This window comes from Pelagibius sp. Alg239-R121, from assembly GCF_947331435.1.
Lineage (GTDB): Bacteria > Pseudomonadota > Alphaproteobacteria > Kiloniellales > Kiloniellaceae > Denitrobaculum.
In genome coordinates this window covers 27,930-46,780 of the sequence record NZ_CAMZOF010000005.1, presented here as the reverse complement: position 1 = coordinate 46,780, position 18,851 = coordinate 27,930, and the positions used below count along the sequence as shown (strand labels likewise).

Annotated in this window: 18 protein-coding genes; 10 read left to right on the top strand and 8 right to left on the bottom strand. The window is 57.3% G+C overall.

The window, feature by feature from the left end:
• Nucleotides 1-38 precede the first annotated feature (38 nt).
• From ftsE to QMZ18_RS16550, 5 genes are all read left to right on the top strand, one after another.
• Nucleotides 39-803 (top strand): cell division ATP-binding protein FtsE, encoded by a 765-nt coding sequence (ftsE, locus tag QMZ18_RS16570; protein WP_282607438.1) that lies wholly within the window; start codon nt 39-41, stop codon nt 801-803.
• Nucleotide 804: 1 nt separating this feature from the next.
• Complete coding sequence (locus QMZ18_RS16565) at nt 805-1,695, top strand: ABC transporter permease (RefSeq protein WP_282607437.1); 891 nt, start codon at nt 805-807, stop codon at nt 1,693-1,695.
• Nucleotides 1,696-1,808: 113 nt separating this feature from the next.
• Nucleotides 1,809-2,429 (top strand): YdcF family protein, encoded by a 621-nt coding sequence (locus QMZ18_RS16560; RefSeq protein WP_282607436.1) that lies wholly within the window; start codon nt 1,809-1,811, stop codon nt 2,427-2,429.
• On the top strand, nt 2,426-3,259 hold the full coding sequence (locus QMZ18_RS16555; RefSeq protein WP_282607435.1) for a 1-acyl-sn-glycerol-3-phosphate acyltransferase: 834 nt from the start codon (nt 2,426-2,428) through the stop codon (nt 3,257-3,259). Before QMZ18_RS16560 ends, QMZ18_RS16555 begins: the two co-directional genes overlap by 4 nt.
• A gap of 21 nt (nt 3,260-3,280) precedes the next feature.
• On the top strand, nt 3,281-3,466 hold the full coding sequence (locus QMZ18_RS16550) for a hypothetical protein (RefSeq protein WP_282607434.1): 186 nt from the start codon (nt 3,281-3,283) through the stop codon (nt 3,464-3,466).
• Between the two features lie 81 nt (nt 3,467-3,547).
• Here QMZ18_RS16550 and QMZ18_RS16545 read toward each other — a convergent pair whose 3' ends face one another.
• Nucleotides 3,548-4,117, bottom strand: coding sequence for a gamma-glutamylcyclotransferase (locus QMZ18_RS16545; protein ID WP_282607433.1), 570 nt, complete (start codon nt 4,115-4,117; stop codon nt 3,548-3,550).
• Between the two features lie 256 nt (nt 4,118-4,373).
• Between QMZ18_RS16545 and QMZ18_RS16540 the strand changes: the two genes are divergently transcribed.
• Nucleotides 4,374-5,411, top strand: coding sequence for a DUF2125 domain-containing protein (locus QMZ18_RS16540; protein WP_282607432.1), 1,038 nt, complete (start codon nt 4,374-4,376; stop codon nt 5,409-5,411).
• Nucleotides 5,412-5,431: 20 nt separating this feature from the next.
• Here the strand turns inward: QMZ18_RS16540 and QMZ18_RS16535 are convergent, their stop codons facing one another.
• The 4 genes from QMZ18_RS16535 to QMZ18_RS16520 form a co-directional block, all read right to left on the bottom strand.
• Entirely contained in the window at nt 5,432-6,367 is a 936-nt protein-coding gene (locus QMZ18_RS16535) for a prephenate/arogenate dehydrogenase family protein (RefSeq protein WP_282607431.1), read from the bottom strand.
• A gap of 111 nt (nt 6,368-6,478) precedes the next feature.
• Nucleotides 6,479-7,570 carry a histidinol-phosphate transaminase gene (hisC, locus tag QMZ18_RS16530; RefSeq protein ID WP_282607430.1) on the bottom strand — a complete coding sequence of 364 codons (1,092 nt, stop codon included), beginning with the start codon at nt 7,568-7,570 and terminating at the stop codon, nt 6,479-6,481.
• Between the two features lie 11 nt (nt 7,571-7,581).
• Nucleotides 7,582-8,535: a chorismate mutase gene (gene pheA / locus QMZ18_RS16525; protein WP_282607429.1), complete on the bottom strand. Its 954-nt coding sequence runs from the start codon at nt 8,533-8,535 to the stop codon at nt 7,582-7,584.
• 327 nt (nt 8,536-8,862) lie between these two features.
• Nucleotides 8,863-9,600 (bottom strand): class I SAM-dependent methyltransferase, encoded by a 738-nt coding sequence (locus QMZ18_RS16520; protein ID WP_282607428.1) that lies wholly within the window; start codon nt 9,598-9,600, stop codon nt 8,863-8,865.
• A 160-nt stretch (nt 9,601-9,760) separates the two neighbouring features.
• On the opposite strand from QMZ18_RS16520, the gene QMZ18_RS16515 reads away from it, so the two are divergent.
• From QMZ18_RS16515 to QMZ18_RS16500, 4 genes are all read left to right on the top strand, one after another.
• Nucleotides 9,761-10,390: a glutathione S-transferase N-terminal domain-containing protein gene (locus QMZ18_RS16515; RefSeq protein ID WP_282607427.1), complete on the top strand. Its 630-nt coding sequence runs from the start codon at nt 9,761-9,763 to the stop codon at nt 10,388-10,390.
• 23 nt (nt 10,391-10,413) lie between these two features.
• Nucleotides 10,414-10,845, top strand: coding sequence for a cupin domain-containing protein (locus QMZ18_RS16510; protein ID WP_282607426.1), 432 nt, complete (start codon nt 10,414-10,416; stop codon nt 10,843-10,845).
• Nucleotides 10,846-11,305: 460 nt separating this feature from the next.
• Nucleotides 11,306-13,744: an endonuclease/exonuclease/phosphatase family protein gene (locus QMZ18_RS16505; RefSeq protein ID WP_282607425.1), complete on the top strand. Its 2,439-nt coding sequence runs from the start codon at nt 11,306-11,308 to the stop codon at nt 13,742-13,744.
• Between the two features lie 145 nt (nt 13,745-13,889).
• Entirely contained in the window at nt 13,890-14,495 is a 606-nt protein-coding gene (locus QMZ18_RS16500; protein WP_282607424.1) for a peptidoglycan-binding domain-containing protein, read from the top strand.
• Nucleotides 14,496-14,582: 87 nt separating this feature from the next.
• Here the strand turns inward: QMZ18_RS16500 and QMZ18_RS16495 are convergent, their stop codons facing one another.
• The 3 genes from QMZ18_RS16495 to QMZ18_RS16485 form a co-directional block, all read right to left on the bottom strand.
• A complete protein-coding gene (locus QMZ18_RS16495) occupies nt 14,583-15,308 on the bottom strand; it encodes a beta-ketoacyl-ACP reductase (RefSeq protein ID WP_282607423.1) in 726 nt (241 codons plus the stop codon).
• 254 nt (nt 15,309-15,562) lie between these two features.
• Nucleotides 15,563-16,738, bottom strand: a complete 1,176-nt coding sequence (locus QMZ18_RS16490; protein ID WP_282607422.1) for an acetyl-CoA C-acetyltransferase — start codon at nt 16,736-16,738, stop codon at nt 15,563-15,565.
• A gap of 214 nt (nt 16,739-16,952) precedes the next feature.
• On the bottom strand, nt 16,953-18,248 hold the full coding sequence (locus tag QMZ18_RS16485) for an alpha/beta fold hydrolase (protein WP_282607421.1): 1,296 nt from the start codon (nt 18,246-18,248) through the stop codon (nt 16,953-16,955).
• Nucleotides 18,249-18,851 lie beyond the last annotated feature (603 nt).

Below are 18,851 nucleotides of genomic sequence, written 5' to 3'. Positions count from 1 at the left end.
GTCAGACTCCGGCATCTCCTCATAGGATCGCTTGTACCTTGGTTCGCTTTCAGGACGTTTCACTGCGCTATGGGGCGGGCCCTGAAATCCTTGATCGCGTGTCATTGGATCTGGCGCCCGGTTCTTTCCACTTCGTGATCGGCGCGAGCGGCGCGGGAAAGTCTTCGCTTCTCAAGATGATGTATCTTGCGCAGCGGCCGACCAGCGGGCGCATCAGCCTGTTCGGGCGCGATGTATCATCCCTCTCACGTCACGATGCGGCACTGCTCCGGCGCAGGATCGGTGTTGTATTCCAGGACTTTAGACTTCTCGATCATCTAAGCACTTTGGATAATGTCGCCCTGCCCCTCAAGGTCAGCGGACAGCGCTCGGAAGAAATCAGAAAGGATGTCGTCGAACTGCTGACATGGGTCGGTTTAGCCGATCATCTGGATGCAAAACCCGCCACTCTCTCGGGCGGCCAGCAACAGCGCGTCGCCATCGCACGAGCGGTCGTTTCCCGCCCAAGCCTGCTGCTCGCCGACGAACCTACCGGCAATGTCGACAACCGAATTGCCGAACGCCTGCTCTACCTCTTCGAAGAGCTCAACAAGCGCGGTACGACCATTGTCGTTGCAACACATAACGAAGCTCTCATATCCCGCTTTCGCTATCCGGTTATCCGGCTCGTGCGCGGTGAAGTGCGGCTGGAGCACGCGGAAACGCTAATTCGCACCAGTGACATGCCCGGATATGAAGCCTCGGGCTCCACTACATCGGGCGGCGCCTCGAGACTTCGCGGCAGTCCGGAAAGCGCTGGCTAAGATGCTGTTGCGCAAGTCCGTCGTCCCGCTAAATCGCGATTCAACCGGCCGTTTTCTACCATGGCTAGTCGCAGTGATGGTCTATCTGGCCGCGCTCGCACTGGTCAGCGCCATGGCGATGAGCAAGATCGTGACCCGCTGGGACCACGGACTGTCGGGCCAAATCACGGTTCAACTTCCGGTCAGCGAGAGTGAGCTGTCAGATGCCGAAGTCGATGCGCGCAGAGAGAGCGTCATCAGGCTCCTGCTCCAGAGCCCGGGAGTTTTATCCGCCAATCATATGGGCGCCGAGGAAACAGCAGCGTTGCTTGAACCCTGGTTGGGACAAAGCTCGGGTCTTTCGGAACTTCCTCTGCCGGAGCTGATTGCCGTTGAGATCGATCAGGTTGCACCGCCCGACACGGCCAGCTTAACCGCACGGGTCGAAGAAATTGTCCCCGGGGCGACGATCGACGACCACCAGCGCTGGCTGGGGAATTTACTCAGTCTGGCCCGTTCAATCGAGATCGTAGCGGCTCTGGTCGTGCTGCTGGTTGGTTTGTCAGCGGTCATCATGGTCGTCTTTGTCACGCGCATGGGCCTCGCCGTGCACTATCAAATCGTCGAGCTGCTACATCTGATCGGTGCGCAAGACGGTTACATCGCCCGCGAATTCCAAATTCATTCGCTAAAGCTTGGATTCTTCGGCGGACTGGTCGGCGTCACCCTGGCCGCCGTTACTATTATCGGTATCAGCCAGCTGTTGGGACGTGCCGGGACTGCATTGCTGCCGGAACTGACCCTGGCACCCATCGAATGGGCAATCCTCAGCTTACTTCCCTTCGCCGCGGCGTTGGTCGCAATGGTAACAGCACGATTTACGGTTTTGCGCACACTGGCGCGTATCCCATAATATTGGCTGCCTGCATGCGAGTGGATGTAACGCTCTAACATATTGAACAAGAGGCTGTTTCGCGCTTCACTACACGTCGGAACGGTACAAACAGTCTCCAGGATAGAGGGCAAATGAAAGGGGCAACAAAACGTTTTTCGCAGCGCCGCGGCCGGCGTTGGATCGCGTTTTTCGCCATTTTCACCTTTGCCTGCAGCCTGGTGTGGGCCGGTGGATTGCTGTGGTTTTCCTCGACCCTGCCGAAAACCGTCACCGATCCTTTGCGCAAGACCGACGCCATCGTCGTGCTGACGGGTGGAAGCGGCCGCTTGGAACAAGGCTTTGACCTGATCACGCGTCAACGCGCCAAGAAGCTGTTCGTTTCCGGGGTTCATCAGGGCGTCGAAGTCGAAGAACTACTCAAAATCTTTCAACGCAGCCCGAGCGGGGTGACATGCTGCATGACCCTCGGACGCGCTGTCGATACGGTGGGGAACGCCGCTGAAACCGGCGAGTGGATGACTGAACAGGGCTTCAGTTCGCTTCGTCTGGTGACTGCCGCTTATCACATGCCGCGCAGCCTGGTCGAGTTCAATCGGGTGATGCCGGACATTCAGATCATCCCCAATCCGGTGTTTCCAACGCACGTCAAGCAGCGTGACTGGTGGCGTTGGCCGGGCAGCGCGGGCCTGATTATCACCGAATACAACAAATTCCTTGTGGCATTGCTGCGAAGCTACATTATCCCTGCATGAACATGATCGTCCTACGCTCCTTTATCTTCAACGCGCTGTTTTTCGGATGGAGCACCATCTATCTGACAGTCTGTTTGCCGATATTGCTGTTGCCTCCACGTGCGAGTTCCCAAGTCGGTAAGATCTGGACCCGCACGACCTTTGCGCTTCTCAAGTTCATCTGCAAGCTGGACTATGAGGTCATCGGGCTCGAGAATTTGCCCGATGCGCCCTTCATCGTTGCGTCCAAGCATCAGTCGGCCTGGGAGACGATGGTCTTCAGCGTCCTGCTCGACCACCCTTGTTTCATTATGAAACGCGAGTTGAACTGGATCCCCCTCTTCGGTTGGTTCACCGCACGCTCTGGCGCCATCGGTATTGATCGATCCGGCGGCGCTTCGGAGTTAAAGCGGCTGATCGCGCTTTCACGAGAAATCGTTGCCGAAAAGCGCCCAATCATTATCTTCCCTGAGGGCACCCGGGTTCCTCCGACCCAGCAGATCCCCTATCAGCCGGGTGTTGCCGCACTTTACGGTCAGCTCAAAATCCCGGTCGTCCCCGTGGCTCTCAATTCAGGCTATTTTTGGCGCCGGCGGGCTTTTGCCAAGCGGCCCGGCAAAGTCACCCTGGAATTCCTTCCGGCCATTCCGCCCGGCCTGCCACGCAAGGAGTTTTTGCCACGGCTGGTCGACAGTATCGAAAGCGCCTGCACCAGACTCCCCGTTCCAGTTCACCACGATTCACCCTTCGGCCCTCAATCAACGGATACGGCTGAGGCGACGGATAAAGCTGGCGCGACAGATAATGTTCTGGAAACTGCAGCTGCAGTTCCGGGCGAACCCAAAGATTAACGCTAATATCGGAAACACACCTTGGCACAACGTCTCTGCAGAAGCTGTGGTTCGGCACTGGATGTAGACCAGGATGTCTGCCAGTCCTGCGGTACCAACAATCCTTTGGTCAAACCTTGGTATACTTATCCTCTCGGCGCTTTGATCGTGGCGGTGCTCGCTTACCTTCTGATCGATTTCGACGATCTGAGGAAGCTGATCGAGTAGCGACCTATCCCATCTCCAAGGCATGTAAATTGCGTGCGATCGATTTCACTGAAGCAGTGAAAACGCGAACCGCCATCAAGATCATAGAGATTCGCTTTCACGCGCATCCACTTCTGCCAGCAATGCTGAGAGATAATCGTCGTGAAGACCGAGAGCCGCCAGGTGATGAACCGTGTTTTGCAGATAGTCGCGGCAGGTGCCACGCTGTCCACGTCCTTGCACAACCAATTGAACCAAGTCCTCCTGGGGAAGACGTCCTGCGTACTGCTCGTGCCCGGGATCCGCGACAAAGGTAATTGCGGACACCGTACCGCCGTCAGTCGAGACATCGTGCCAGCCCGGCAGATATACGCCGGTCACCATTTCGCGCTCATCAAGATACTGCATGACTTCGGTTGCTTCTGCGGCCGGAACCCGGAACACCAATCCCTCGCAGTCTCCGCCTTGATCAAGCCCTAACACCAAGCCAGGGCATTCCGGCGTGCCGCGATAACGGTGCGAGTAGACACAAAAATGACGATGGTAGCCCTTTAACAGCCCGGATCTGACTTCGACATGCGGAAAGCCAGGGTTCCAGATCAGCGACCCGTAGCCAAACACCCAGAAATCCTGTCCTTCGGGGGGAAGCAGCGCCTGATTCCAGTCTTTCATCCGATCCAATACCTAACGAATCCCGCTCAATAGTCCGTCCGCAGCCGGTCAGTAAGACCATCCGGCGCGGGCATTTCCCAGCTGCACCTCCGAGTACAAGACATCTTATCTAGACAAACAGCCTGCCGAAAGGCTGGACAAGTCCGGGTCGCGCACCGAAGTTAGGAAAACCTGAGATCCGGACCGCTGTCGGCGCCAGGGATCAAAAACGAACCGCGTCCTCGCCTTTTGAAATCGAGTCTGAGAATCGAGCTGTATGACAACGACACCCTCTATAAGCCTAAAAAGCCCTGGCAGACGTCTCTTTCTTACTTTGGCTGGCGGAACCCTTATCCTGGCATTGCTCGCGACCGCTTACTGGCACTGGGCCGCAGGACAGATTGTTACCGGGCTCGAGAACTGGCGGCATCAGCAAATTGCCCGTGGCTTCGTCGTCAATTACGGCAAGCTGGAGCTTTCCGGCTATCCCTTCTCATTTGACCTTTCACTCTCGTCGCCAGCGATATCGGCGCCTGATGGACGCTTTTGGCAGGGGCCGCCAATGAGAGGGCACGCCGCGCTTTGGGATCCTTTTACAATCGACGCCGATGCGGCCGGCACTCACCTTTTCGGCGGGCTCAAGCACATTGGCGAGCTTACCGGCCTCGCGAAACAGGCCTGGCTACAAATCCATCTCGCCTTTAACGGTTCGGTCGATCATGCCGTAACTTCCATCGCCGGATTCGACATACTTCATCAAGAAGCCCAGGTTCTCAGCGTGGAGAGGCTCGACGCCGTGCTTGGCCCCCTGCGGCTGGCAGACGAAGGTCAACTTCAGGAACTGGATTTTGATGGCTCGGCGCAGGGGATCGTCTTACCAAATGACGGTGGAACCCCGCTCGGCAAAGAGGTCGAATCTCTATCTCTGACGGCGACGCTCCGCGGCCCTTTACCCGCCATGGATATTCGCAAAGCCCTGCCCATTTGGCGGGAGGCAGGCGGCGAGGCGATTGTGCACAGCGCCGACATCGCCTGGGGTCCGCTTACGCTTCATGCGCAGGGTGGGGCCACTCTCGATGCCTTGATGCGCCCGGAAGGTCAGTTCGGCACCCGGATATCAGGCCTGACCGATGTGCTTGACGCTCTTGTTGCACGTGGTCAAATCAAGCGTACGCAGGCCGGCCTTTTGAGCTTCGCCTTGCTGTCCCTGGGGGGCGGCAATACGCAACAAGTCGCACTACCGATCACCATGAAGAACGGCCTTTTGAGCGCCGGTCCCGTGCCAATCGCACCGCTTAAGCCTCTCATACGCTAACCCCGGCGGGGCAGCGGCCTTTAATCGTCAGCCTTCGGCTCTCTAGGATCGAAGCTGCCCGCCTGATGGGCCTCGACGACGCCCTGGCGGATTTCACGTGTCCGCAGGAATAACGCTTCAAGGGTATCCCCTTCGCCCCAGCGGATCGCCCTCTGCAATGCCGTAATGTCTTCGCTGAAACGCTGTAGCATTTCCAGCACCGCTTCGCGGTTGTTGAGAAACACGTCACGCCACATCACCGGATCGGAACCGGCAATCCGGGTAAAGTCGCGAAAGCCGCCCGCGGAAAACTTGATCACTTCGGCGCGTTCACTGGCCTCAAGGTCGGTTGCCGTTCCGACAATCGTATAGGCAATCAGGTGAGGCAAATGCGACGTGATCGCCAAAACCTTGTCGTGGTGGGCGGGCTCCATGAGCTCGACCATACTGCCACAGCGGCGCCAGAGCTCACTGACCGCCTCGACCGCGCGATGGTCGGCGCCGGGCGGCGGGGTCAGAATGCACCAGCGTCCGTCGAAGAGCTCTGCAAAGCCGGCGTCCGGCCCTGACTTTTCGGTACCTGCGATGGGATGCCCTGGAACGAAATGAACCCCATCGGGCAGATATTGATCGACGTCCCGGATCACCGCCTGCTTAACCGAACCCACGTCGGTAACGACAACACCTGCCTTCAGATGTGGTCCGATCACCGAAGCTATTCCGTCGTACGCTCCGACCGGCGAACAAAGAATAACGAGATCCGCGCCCTCGACCGCCTCTGCAAGATCACTGTGAACGCTATCTGCAAGGCCGAGTTCCGCTACCCGGTCGAGCGTCGATTGGGAACGCGCCGCAACAGCGATCTGTTTGACGATGTTACGGCTCCGAAAAGCCCGCGCCAGAGAAGAACCGATCAGGCCGACACCGATAAGGGTCACCTTTTCGAAAAGGAATTCACTGTTCGATTGACCAACCATTTTAGCAGCCTGCGTTTCGCGAGTTCGGTTACACAATTTATTCTTCCGCCCCGAAAAACCGGATCGGGTGAAAAAAACTCACTCAAAAAATCAATTTCGTTTAAGAACGTATCAGGACAGGAACTTGTCCAGCGCCTCAACGACGCTTCTGGTCTCGTCTTCGGTCCCAATTGTAAACCGGAGATAATCCGGTAATCCGTACCCACCCATACCCCGCACCAGGATACCACGGGTCTTCAGGTAGGATAACGCCGCGGCAGCGGACTTTTCTTCGGGTCCGGGGAAGCGCACCAGGGAAAAATTACCCACACAGTCCCCCGGTTCGGCACCCAATTTGGCCACCTCTTCATTGAACCATGCCAGCCACTTCGCATTGTGTTTTCGCGAGTATTCGACGTAGGACTTGTCTTCGATTGCGGCCACACCCGCCGCTTGTGCAGCCAGGCTAACGTTGAAGGGTCCACGCAGCCGGTTGAGGACATCGACGACAGCCAGCGGACAATAGGCCCAGCCTAGACGCAGGGATGCAAGCCCGTGAATCTTGGAGAAGGTCCGCGTCATGACGACATTCTGCGATTCACCAACCAATTCCGCACCCGCGCTGTAGTCGTCGGCCGCGACATACTCGGCATAGGCCGCATCTATCACCAGCAGTACCGATTCCGGCAGTCCTCGCCGCAGACGGCGCAACTCATCGGCTGAGATATAGGTCCCGGTGGGATTGTTCGGATTGGCCACGAAGACCAGTTTTGTCCGGGACGTCGTCTGGGCAAGAATCTCATCGACGTCGGTCGTTAAATTATGTTCCGGTGAAGCCACCGGCGTCGCTCCGACCGCCTTGGCCGAAATCGGGTACATGAGGAACCCGTGCTCGCTATAGAGCACCTCGTCGCCCGGTCCGGCGTAGGCACGCACCAGGAGGGAAATGAGCTCGTCCGATCCTGCTCCACACACGATTCGGTCCTGGTCCAGGCCTTCGCTCGTGGCGATCGCCGTCCTCAGATCGTTCGAGCCACCATCAGGGTAGCGATGCAGTTCACCTTGAAGATCCTTATAGGCTTCAATGGCCTTTGGGCTCGGCCCGAGCGGATTTTCATTCGAAGCCAGGCGTATTATCCGGTTCACACCCTCTGCAGAGGCGTCGCCGCCGACATAAGGCGCAATATCCAGAATTCCTGGGCGAGGCTTTAATGGAGAAGTCATCGGCTTTTCGGTCACGCAGATTGGCTAGGTTCCGCAGCAGCATCGCTGTCCGCGGCTGGAGCCTTCAGAATTTCAGTTTCGCTCTTCAGCGATGCTGTGGCACCCCCGTTATCCGCACCAAGATCCAAGGGAACGGCATAGCCACCGGCCGCCCAGACCCAGGCGATCTTGCGTTCATTTTCTTCCTTCAAGGCTACCAGGCGGGAATCGTCCGGGGCCACATATCCAACCACCTCGACCAGATGCATCGGCGAGCCCGGCTCACGGTCTGGAGTCTGCACGTCAGCAGTTTCCATCCCGACATTCGCGAAAAGCGTCCGCATGCCGCTCCGAGACATCTCTTCCGCGGTCTCAACGATGATGTAGCTTCGGTCATCACCGGTATCTTCTTGAGGCACGAAGCTGATGGTTAGTGCCTCGACCCGATTCCGGCTGGAAGCGTCGGTCTTGGTGAAGGGGAGTTTAGCCGTAATACGAGGAGAATCTTCAAAATCGCGCGCCAGATGGCGCCACCAGTTCTCGCTGTCTTCGGACTGCGGGACAGGCAAAACACCGGCCGTCGCCCGCCGGTCGGATACGGCACGCATGACACCGGAGACCGTACCGTAACTCGAAATAGGCGTCAGTGCGCCAAAATGATCGCGTGCCAGAGTGTAGAGCTCAGGATCGTGTTCGGGGGCATAGACCGCAATGCTCAAATCACCCTGCAGAGTCGTCGCGCTAGAAAAAATCTCCCGCCAGACCCGAATAACCGCTGCTTTGGGCAAAATACCCCTGTGTCGAGCAACAAGACGCCTCAAAACCTGAGCTTCACGGCCGGGCCGCAGGTACACGGCCCCCTTGCCCTTGGCCTTCCCAACCTGCTGAGCGATTTCCGTACGGCGGATCAGCAGATCGTGGAGTTCCGTATCGATTTCATCGATTTGAGCACGAAGCTTGCCCAGAGTATCTTCTGTATCTGACATGGGACCTATTGTCGAAGCGACTGGCGAGCCAAAAGAAATAGTCGCAGCACTGCACAAAAGCAAAGGAAACATCGCGCAGGAAAGCGTTGACAGGATGGCGTTTGAGCCAATAGCTGCGCACGCCCTCCTGAACTCTCATCGATTTTCACTGATATAGCTAAAAACGACCAGACTGTATTTTAGTGTCTTCGGAAGTGATTTCCATCTAACAAGTTGAAGTAAATCAATTTTCTCACCAGATTGGGCCGGGTGACAGCGGGCAGAGGATCACATGACCCTAAGGCCGAGGTTAGGGGGCCAACCTCGGAACCTCCAGCAGTCATGCCTTTAACTGTGGTCGCGCCGGGCTACTTGAGGAATCGAAACGACGCGTGGGCGGCGAACTTTTGGGCGTTGCCGTGCCGGGCTGGCCGCATAGAGCTGCTTTCCCGCTTCGATCATCACAACACCTGAGAAGGTCGGAAAAAAACGGCCGCCCATCCGCTCCCATGCCGGCGCTGAACGAAGCAAAGTGTTGGAGCGCGTTGGCGGAACGTAGAGTGCACGACCGCTGCGCATCGGCATGAAGAGATTCTGCCGTAACAGCCGCGATAGTTGTGCCTGACTGTAGGGATGCCCCCAACCCAGAGGCGTACGGTCGCTACGCGCCCAGATACCGCGCCGGTTGGGCGCCACGACAAGCAGGCGCCCTTCGCCGGTCAGAACCCGCCATACTTCGTGCAGCATATCGCGCAAATACTCTGTACTCTCGACGCCATGAACCAAGAGGACTCGGTCCACCGAGTAGTCGGGCAGAGGCAGTTCCGTTTCGTCAACCAGTGATACAACGCAAGGGCCTTCGGGCGGCCAATGATGCACACCCTGCGATGCCGGCATGAAAGCGATCAGCCGCTCGCATTCCTCCTTGAATACCCGCAGATAGGGCGTCGAATAACCTAATCCCAACAGACTCTGTCCGTGCAAATCCGGCCACATCGAACGCACGCCACGCCGCACCATATGCCGCGCGACCTGCCCGACCTTGGACTCGTAAAACTCTCGTAAATCAACAACATCCGTCCACATAAGGCCGGAACGATAGCACAGTTACAAAAAATGCTATAGCCGCGATCCATCCCTGCAAAAGCCATCGTTTTGAATTGCATGCCTGCTCAGGTCGCTTAATCTACTGGCCGAACGCACGGACCGTGTTCACCAACATTCTATCACTGGAGATTCCCGCGCTATGCAGCTGCGTCACGCCGCCACCTCGCCTTATGCCCGAAAAGCACGCGTTCTCGCCCATGAAGCCGGTCTGACCGATCGAATCGAACTGATCGACACCAATCCCTACGAACAGGGATCAGATCTCCGCAGCATCAATCCACTCAGCACGGTACCGGTCCTGATCACAGATGACGGTATGGCCATCTGTGATTCGCCGGTCATCTGCCAATACCTCGATAGTCTGCACGACGGTGCGAAGTTTTCACCGGAATCAGGAAAATCGCGATTTGAAGATCTGAACCTAGAGGCGCTGGCAGACGGCCTGCTGGACGCGTCTTTGTCCCGCATGTCTGAAATTCGACTCCGGCCGGAGGAGTTTCAGTGGAACGGTCACCACAAACGCATGCGTGCCAAGGTCAGCCGCACGCTTGACCTATTTGAGCAGATGGTCACCGACGGCAGTCTTCCAACCATTGCCCTGGACGACCGCCCCTCCATCGGGATCATCACCGTCGGCTGTGCACTCGGGTATCTGGATCTCCGCTTCGCTGCCGACAACTGGCGCGATGGCCGACCGGCACTGACTGTCTGGTACGAAACCTTCAGTGCCCGTCCCTCCATGCAGGAGACACGCCCGCCAGAGGCCTGAATGCGAAGAGGAAAGGCAGCGATATGAACAAATCCGTTACCGCAGAGGACATCATCAAAAAGCTGGGCCTCCTGCCCCACCCTGAAGGCGGACACTTTATCGAAACCTATCGCCACGCCGCTGAAAATGGCGGGCGTGGCGATCAGACGGCAATCTATTACCTTCTCGGCGCCGGCGAGCGATCCCATTGGCATCGGGTCGATGCAGTCGAAATCTGGCATTGGTATGCCGGGGCCGCTTTGGACTTGGGCATCTCGGAAGATGGCACTTCGACCAGGACGGAACGGCTGGGTAACGATCTGATTGCAGGCGAGAAACCGCAAGTCATCATCCCGGCTCAAGCCTGGCAGAGCGCCGAATCCTACGGTGATTGGACCTTGGTGGGCTGCACCGTCGCACCGGCATTTGAATTTGAAGGCTTCGAGCTTGCTGCGCCCGACTGGAAACCCAGTTAGGACCATTCACGGATGCTGGATGGCGGCTTTGATCGAAGGATGCGATCGCAGCACCCATGGCAACCGAAAAGCAAGACGCCCCGTAGAGTCGGTTCCTTCAGCCTGAGCGAAGTGAAACCGGCGAGCCATTGGTGCGGCTCTCTGGTTGTCTAAGGCTTGGTCGATCACAATCTTCCGCGCGGCCCTTCAGAGTTCGCAAAGACACCTACCACGTGTCGCCTAGATATAATGCCGATAGTATTTTGCCTGCCATCTTTTCAGAAATCTGAAACCCAACCGTCACGCAATCCCACTACACAAAGTTTCATTAAGCCGTTAGCATGCGACTGGGTGAGGAAGCTCTCTCGGGGGAATATCGGCGAAAAATGGCGTGCCATGCTTTGGCGAAGCCTGGGTGTTCGGGAGTCCGAAACCAGGAACACCTCGCACGGCAGGCCGATAATTTGTCAGGGAGAGAGCCGTGTCCTCACGTTCCGATCAGAGTCTTCGATCCAAATGCAGAACAAAGACACCAAAGCTACGCCGCTTCCGGAAAAACCTGACAGCAGCCACATCGGTGTTCGCGCTTTTGCTGTCGCAAACGACGGCACATGCCGTCCCCATGGATCTGTTTTTCTCCGAATACATCGAAGGCTCTTCGAACAATAAGGCGCTGGAGATCTACAACGGAACCGGTAGCGCTATCGATCTGGATGCCGGGCTCTATGATGTTCAGTTCTACTTCAACGGAAATTCGAATCCTGGGTCAACGATCGCTCTCAACGGCAACGTAGCAAGCATGGATGTCTTCGTCGTCGCGGATAACAACGCCAACGCCGCCATCCTGTCACAGGCTGACCAGACCCCGACTAACAGTTTTTTCAATGGCGACGACGCAATTGTTCTGCGCAAGAATGGGACCATCATTGATTCCATCGGCCAGATCGGCGTCGATCCAGGCACCCAATGGGGCTCCGGCCTGACCTCGACGCAAAACAACACTCTACGCCGTAACGCCGACACGATGGTCGGCGACACGGATACCTCGAATGCCTTCGACCCCGCCACCGAATGGACCGGTTTCGCGCAAGACAGCGTCGATCAGCTCGGCACCTTTCCAGATGCTGCGCCGCCCCCGGTTGCCGAGCGCAAGATTTACGAAATTCAGGGTGAGAATCATGTATCGGCTTTCGATGGTGAAGCGGTCAAAACCACCGGTATCGTGACGGCCCTGGCATCCAACGGTTTCTACGTCCAAGACCCGGATGGCGACGGCAACGACGCGACCTCTGACGGTGTCTTTGTCTTTACCGGCGGCGCACCGAGCGTCGCAGTCGGCGACGATGTCGAGGTGACAGGTTCCGTGTCCGAATTCACACCGGGCGGCGCAGCATCGGGCAACACCTCGATCACCCAGATTTCCTCGCTACAGTCGGTCACGACGAGCAGCAGCGGCAACAGCCTACCTGCCAGCACTATTATCGGCAGCAGCGGCCGGGTACCGCCCACAGAGACCATTGAGACAGGTGACTTCAATTCCTCCTTCGACCCGGCGACCGACGGCATCGATTTCTACGAAAGCCTGGAGGGAATGATCGTCACGGTCGAGGACGCCCAGGCGGTCTCACCTACGAACCGTTTCGGCGAAATCACCACCGTCGCCAATCAGGGTGCCAATGCGACCAACCAGGGCTCTCCCGGACTGAACAGCCGCGGCGGCATCAATCTGGACGAAAATGATGCCAATCCGGAACGCCTGCAGATCGATGATGGGCTGCTTCCAAGCAATTCACCAACCGTGAACACCGGCGATAAATTGGGCGACGTGACCGGGGTCATCAGCTACAGCTTTGGCAACTACGAACTGCTACCTACTGAAGAATTCACCCCCACCGATGGCGGTTTGACCAGGGAAGTCACCAATCTGGTCGGCACAGAAGACCAGCTTACCGTGGCAAGTTATAACGTCCTAAACCTGGATCCGGGCGACGGCGACCAGCGATTCGCCGACATAGCCGGTCAGATCGTCAGCAATTTGCTTTCACCCGACATCGTCGGTCTCCAGGAAGTTCAGGACAATACCGGTCCGACCAACGACGGCGTGACCTCTGCGAGTGAGACCGCCCAGCTCTTGATCGACGCGATCGCAGCGGCCGGTGGCCCAACCTATACCTACGTCGAAATCCCGCCTGAGGACGGACAGGATGGCGGACAGCCCGGTGGCAACATCCGGGTTGGTTACCTTTACAACGATGACCGGGTGGATCTGGCGGAGGCCTCCGTCGAGCGGATACTCGACACGGACGGCGACGACGCTTTTACCGCGACCCGCAAATCCCTCGCTGCAAAATTCATTTTTAACGGCGAAGAAGTCACCATCATCAACAATCATCTTTCCTCAAAGGGTGGCAGCACACCCCTGTTCGGCACCACCCAGCCTTCGACCAACGGTCGTGTCGACAATCGGACGGCACAGGTTGGTGTCTTGCTCGACTTTATTCAGGAAGTATTCAACGCCGATCCCGACGCAAACATCATTGCGTTAGGCGACTTCAACGAGTTCCTCTGGGAACTGCCGCTCGAGCTACTGTCTCAGGTCCTTACCGACCTATTGACCCTGCTTGATCTGGACGACCAATACACCTTCAATTTCCAGGGCAATTCACAGGCGCTCGATCACTTCTTCGTCTCGGCCAACCTGCTTGGCCTTGCGTTGCCGGAAATAGATATCCTGCATATTAATACGGAATTCGCCGATCAGGCCAGCGATCACGATCCCATCGTGTCGCGATTCAGTTTTGGTCAGGTCGTCGCCAGCGTCCCCGAACCGGGCACACTGGCGTTGATGCTGTTCGGATTGGTGGCCTTTGGTTTGGTGCGCCGGCGTGATCTTGCGCAGACAAAGCTCCAGCAGCAATAACCCTACAATTCCAAAAGAACGGCGGTGGTCCAGAATTGGGTCGCCGTCGTTGTTTTTCCACGCTCGCTTCATTTCCAATCATCAGAGTAGACTGTCAGGGTTGATGAAACTCATCCGACAACAACTCAGTAGAGACAGCAACGGCATGTCAATTTTCAGAGGTTTCAAATGGGCGGGCAATTTGGTGCTGGCCGTTTTCCTGTTTGCACCGATCAGCGTACCCAGGGCGGCGGACGATACGCAAAACTTTGCGGTTAAAGGCGCAGGGTTGGCGAACTGCGGTGCCTACATCGAGGCGCGGCAACAGAATGCGCCGGCCTTCTACCAGTTTGGCGGCTGGATCAACGGCTATCTGACCGCCCTGAATCAGCTGACACCCGAGACCTACGATCTCGCGCCCTGGCAATCCTCGGATCTGCTTGCCGGAGTGATTTTACGTAATTGCCGGGAAAATCCTGAGCAGCGTTTCGTCAAGACGGTCGCGGCCATGGTTTCGTCCTTAAATGAACAAAGGCTGCTGACAAAATCTCCGCTGGTCGAAGCACGGGTCGGCGCGACACGGATCCGGATCTACCAGGAACAACTCCGCCGTACGCAGGAGAAACTCGCCGAGAGCGGGCTCTATGCCGGCCAACCGGACGGCCTCTTCGATCAGCGGACCGAAGATGCCTTACGCGCCTATCAGCAGGCCGGCAGGCTTGCTGAAACCGGGTTGCCCGATCAGGCGACGTTGCTCGCGATGTTCTACTAACGGCAAAGCGGATATTCTTAAAAAAGCGGCGCTGCTCTTCCTGCAACACCGCTTCTTTCTTGCCAAATTCAGCCTGTTAAGGGCTGATCAAGCCATGTACTGCCCACCGTTAGCAGTCAGAGTCGCTCCGGTAATGAATCCGGAGCTATCCGACGCAAGGAAAGCGACACAGTCTGCGATCTCTTCCGGCTCGCCCAGGCGTCCGACCGGGATCTGTGGGATGATCTTGGTGTTCAACACTTCTTCCGGCACAGCGCGGACCATTTCCGTCCCGATGTACCCTGGCGCCACGACGTTAACCGTAATCCCCTTAGCAGCATTCTCTTGCGCTACCGCCTTGGAGAAGCCGACGACGCCGGCCTTCGCAGCAGAATAGTTTGCCTGACCGAATTGGCCTTTCTGCCCGTTAATCGACGATATGCTGATCACCCGGCCAAAGCCGCGCTCACGCATGCCCTCGATCACGTTGCGTGTCATATTAAACAGCGAATCCAAGTTGGTGCTGATGACGGCGCTCCACTTTTCAGGCGTCATCTTATGCAGCGTCGTATCGCGGGTGATACCCGCATTGTTGACCAGCACATCCACGGGACCGACTTCCGCTTCGACTGCCGCGACACCGTCCTTGCAGGCGTCGAAGTCGGACACGTCCCATTTAAATACGGGAATGCCATGTTCCTCTTTAAACTTTGCGGCCGCTTCGTCATTGCCGCCATAGGTCGCGGCCACCGAATAGCCGGCTTTTTTTAGTCCGATCGCAATAGCTGCCCCGATACCTCGAGTTCCGCCCGTCACCAACGCCACACGCGCCATATCTCCGTCCCCTCATTACTGCGCTGCACAATTCCGCAAAGCGGAAAAACGATATCGATTGTATGAAAGCATGTATTCCCGTTTCATCCAACCGGAGAAGCCGAAAATTTACCAAAAAAACGCCTGTTTCCTGCTGATTTTTGGTTGCTCGCGCCACAAACGAAAAACGGACCGCCCGAGAGGGGCGGCCCGTCATCAAAATACACACTGCGGGCGCTCATGCTGCACCCGCTAGAATGCTACAGTAAGCTTGGTCAGTCGCGCTCAACACACATGGCGATACCCATGCCGCCACCGATGCAAAGAGTCGCGAGACCCTTCTTGGCATCGCGCTTCTGCATCTCGTGCAGCAGTGTGACCAGGACACGTGCGCCGGAAGCACCGATCGGGTGACCGATTGCAATCGCGCCGCCATTGACGTTGACCTTGTCCGTATCCCAACCGAGATCCTTGTTTACCGCCAGGGCCTGAGCAGCAAAGGCTTCGTTTGCTTCGACCAGGTCGAGATCGTCGACCGACCAGCCGGCTTTCTCCAGAGCCTTGCGGCTCGACGGGATCGGGCCGGTGCCCATGATTGCAGGATCGACACCCTCGGTTGCCCAGGAGACGATGCGTGCCAGCGGCGTAACGCCGCGCTTGGCAGCTTCGTCAGAGGACATAAGAACGACAGCTGCAGCACCGTCGTTGATTCCCGAAGCATTACCGGCGGTCACGGTGCCTTCCTTGTCAAAGGCGGGACGCAGTTTGCCCAGGCTCTCAGCGGTCGTGCCGTGTTTGGGATACTCGTCTTTGTCGATAACGATATCGCCCTTGCGGGTCGAGATCGTGACTGGTGCGATTTCATCGTCGAAACGGCCGGAACTCTGTGCCGCTTCCGCTTTCTGCTGCGACGCAGCCGCGAAAGCATCCTGCTGATCCCGGGTCAACTGCCATTGCTTGGCGACGTTCTCGGCAGTATTGCCCATGTGATATCCGTTGAAGGCACACCAGAGGCCATCGCGAATCATGCTGTCGACAAACTTGAGGTCGCCCATCTTCTGGCCATTGCGCAGATGCGCCACATGCGGTGCCTGGCTCATGCTCTCCTGACCGCCTGCGACCACGATGTCGGCATCGCCGCACTTGATTGCCTGGTAACCAAGGGCAACGGTCCGAAGGCCGGAGCCACAAAGCTGATTGACCTGGTAAGCGGTCTTTTCGACTGGGATACCGGCATTGACCGCGGCCTGACGCGCCGGGTTCTGTCCGGCGCCGCCGGAAAGGATTTGGCCCAAAATCGCTTCATCCACATCATCCGGGGCAATTGACGCCCGGCTGATCGCTTCCTTGATCGCAACCGTCCCCAAAAAGGATGCCGGAACACCGGAAAGTCCGCCGTTGAACGAACCGACAGGCGTCCGTGCCGCGCCCGCAATCACCACATCAGTCATACTGAGATCCTCCCTTGTAGGCGCCCGGTCATGTGTCACCCTGAGATCAGGGTCCGAGACCAAGCATCCGATCCAACGTCAGCCGGTCCGCCGAGAAGCGGTTTAGCTGCACTGCAAAACACTTTTTAAGATATAACGACGCCCGCCCCTCCGGTGCAAGTAATGCTTGGGGCCAAAGGCAATAAAGACGCCCTGAAAGCTCTCTTGACGCGGCCTAGTGCCTCAAAGCAGTCATCCAACACGCCAATGGCCGCCATAGCTCGTCGACAGCCTGCTGCCCGACAATCATGCCAATATGCCCAGAGGATGGACGCAGTATCTCGACCTTTTTTAGTGCAGTGCACAGCGCAAGCGCCGAGTCCGGCGGCACTATCCTGTCCTGCGTCGGCACAGCAGCAAGGCAAGGAAGTTCAAGCTCTTCGGGAACAACTGTTTTTCCGGCGATTTGCCAAGTGTTTGTGCCTGGCCGATTTTGCTGGTACCAGCCCTCCAGACACTCGCGTGCGACCGGTGCCGCCAAAGGTACGCCGTCGTTGATCCAGTCTTCGACGGCCACAAACTTCTGCGCTGCGAATCCAGCCGGATCGAGTCTGGAAAAAGTCACGAATTTCCGCGGAACCACCATGGGTTCGAGAATAGTGAAGAGGCTCTGCAGAGCATCCACCGGCAAATGTCCGAGCTGAGATGCCAGTGGCAGGTAAGAACTGTTCACCATCGCCATCTGGTCAATCGAGACACCTGATCCTGCGGTATGAAAATTCCAGGGTGTCGCCAGCAACGCGAGACCGGCCAGATCCTTTTCGCGGCGCTGCGCCAGGGCCAACGCCAAGAGTCCGCCCATGCAGTATCCCATCAACACCGGCGGCCTGCCACCAGTCTGCGTCAGCACATGATCCAGCGCCCGGTCCAGATAACCTGCAATGTAATTCGTAAGGGAGAAGCTTTCCTCGATCTCGTTCGGCGCTCCCCAGTCGAGCAGATAAGGACGGAAGCCCTGCGACGAGAGCCATCTCATCAAGCTGCTCTGTTCGGTCAAATCTAGGACATAGGAGCGGTTGACCAGCGAAGGCACGACCAGGATTGCTGTTTCCTTCTTCCCGGCTCGGGCGGTATCTCGGCTCCCCGTCTGCAGCGTACCGAAGTCGAGTAAACGGGTTGAGCCCTCTTCCCAACAGATTGGCGGATCGGTGAGTGCGCGACGATAAGGATGAGCGCGGTAAGTCTCAATACCCGCCAGGAATGCAGATAAGCGGCCGCGGACCTCCTGTGTTAAAGATTGTGTGAAATCGGAGAGATCATGGGCTTCGATCTCGTTCAGAAGCTGCTGAAAATTAGCCGGGCTTTCGCTTTTTGGGCGCTGCGGCCGTGCCTCCCCGGCTCTCAAGAACGGTAAGCCGCTCTTCAACAGTGGCAAGCCGGCGCAAGAGCTCGTCCATGTCATGTAGGCTGTCGCCAGATGGAGGGGCAGCGGTCGTGGACCCAGGCGATGAGGATTCTCTGCTGCGCTCATCCTTCTTTCGACTCCCTTCGGCCGCCGTGGCCGAACACCCGGTTTGTCCTGCAGCCTTCTCAGCCGCAGCGATCATCATAGCCTGCCAACGCATCCAGGCCTCCCAAGGCGCCGGCACCGATCCTGAATCATCGGCCGGAAAGCCTGTGTCCTTCAAAACCTGTAACCAACCGCCTTGATCTGAAAACTCCATCGCAAGGCCCGGCGCCTGGTCCTGCCAGAGGTCAAGGAAGCGTCTTGCCAAGTCATCGATATCGGTTGGTTCTGTCATCCGCCGGCAATATAAAGCGCCAGCCTATGAAATGTCACTATTGCAGCGGCTGCAGCCGCTGGGACAATTCTATGCACGACATCGACAAGAGACCGATCCGTTTTCTCAATATCCGGAGAACAAGCCGTACCGGTCTCGCTTTCATATAATCAAAGGGCAACACGCGCTCATAACTGGTTCCATCAAGAGCTATCGCACTCTGGATATCCGATGCGCGGGTTATGGTTAAATTACTAGACATTGACAGACCTTATCGCGCCGCAGCAATATCGCAGTGCAGCTTTAAAGAAAACTCAGATGTTTGACTGCTTGGACAGGGCTTACCGGTTGAG